At 74.8% G+C, this 1,329-nt stretch carries 1 protein-coding gene; it reads left to right on the forward strand.

Annotation, left to right across the window (positions count from 1 at the left end; genetic code table 11):
• Positions 1–1,239: hypothetical protein (locus ABT116_RS46900; RefSeq protein ID WP_351647452.1), on the forward strand; the 1,239-nt coding region annotated here is incomplete at its 5' end.
• Between the last annotated feature and the right edge of the window lie 90 nt (positions 1,240–1,329).

Genomic DNA, 1,329 nt, shown 5'->3' on the forward strand with positions numbered 1-1,329 from the left:
TCGACGAGGACCCGCACGGTCTGGCCGACCCGGTCCTCGGCCCGCTGGGAGACGAGCTCTTCCGCCAGGCGCGAGATGTGGGCCAGCCGCTCGGCCGGGGTGCCGGGCCTTCACCGTTCCGGCCCGCCGGTCATGGAACCGGCGAGACCGTCGCCGACCTCCTACACACCGGAGCAGAAGGGGGTGGCGATGAGCCAGGCGCTCTACGAGGAACGGTCCCGGAATCCGCTGGCGCGCACCGCGGAACTCACCGAGGACCGGCTGCGCAGAGGCGGCCGGAGCACACCGCTGGAGGAGCTGAACCTCGCCGCCATGGCCGAGGCGTATCTGCGGGGACGCTGGCTCGGCGGCGGCGGAACCGAACGCCCCCTTCAGTCGCTGACGCAGGGCCCGGGCGTCGTCCCGGTCACCCGCGTGACCGGCACGACCGCGCCCCTGAAGGTGCGCCGGACCGCCGAGTTCGCCCACGCGCTGGGTGAACTGGCCGTGCGCAGGTGCGGCGGGGCGGACCAGGTGGCCTCACTCGCCGAGCGGGCCCGGGCGGAGGGCGTGCCCCTGTGGATCGCCCGCCGCTACGCGCCGGGTCCCTCCGGGCCGGTCGCCGTCGCCGTGGACCGGCGCCTGGTCCGCGTGGACGTCTGGGGTCCGCACGCTCCCGCCGTACGGCTCAGGGCACCGTACGGTTATCGCCCCGACGCCGCCGACCGGGCAGGCGGCCTGGTCATGACCGTCGGTGACATCACCGCACGGCTCGAACTCCGCAAGAGAATGCGCAAGTCCAAGAGCACGGTCGAGATCCGCCTGCCGGACCGGCTGTGGACCCTGAGCCGCGAGAACGCCGAGAGCTCCCGGCTGCTGCGCGACGACCGGCGCGTCGCGCTGCTGACCCGCCCCTCACGGTGGCCCGGCCCGCCGCCCGGCACGGTGCTGCTGCCGCTGGCCGACGTGCACCACGAGAGCCCCGACCCCCTGGACGCCGTCATGGCCCATGCGGTCGCCGTGTCCTTCGGCCTGGGTGACACGACGGGCCTGGCCCGATTCCGTGCCGTGAGGTCCCGCCGGGAGACGGACGACGAGCTCTGGGAGCGCCCCTGGTTCAGCAACCTCGGCAGGGACCGCGACGACAACGAACCCGGCGGCGGCGACGGCTGGGGCAGCGACGGTGGGGACGGCGGCGACGGGGGCGGGGGCGGCAGTGACGGCGGCGGGGACGGAGGAGGCGGGGGCGGAGGCGACTAGGGCCTGTCGTTTGGATCAGCCCACAGACGCGGGGCCTGGCACGCGCATCTGCGGCGTTGTCGTCGGTCACCGACGCTCCGCGTCGACTCC

The organism is Streptomyces sp. NPDC002130 (assembly GCF_040296465.1).
Classification (GTDB): Bacteria; Actinomycetota; Actinomycetes; order Streptomycetales; family Streptomycetaceae; genus Streptomyces.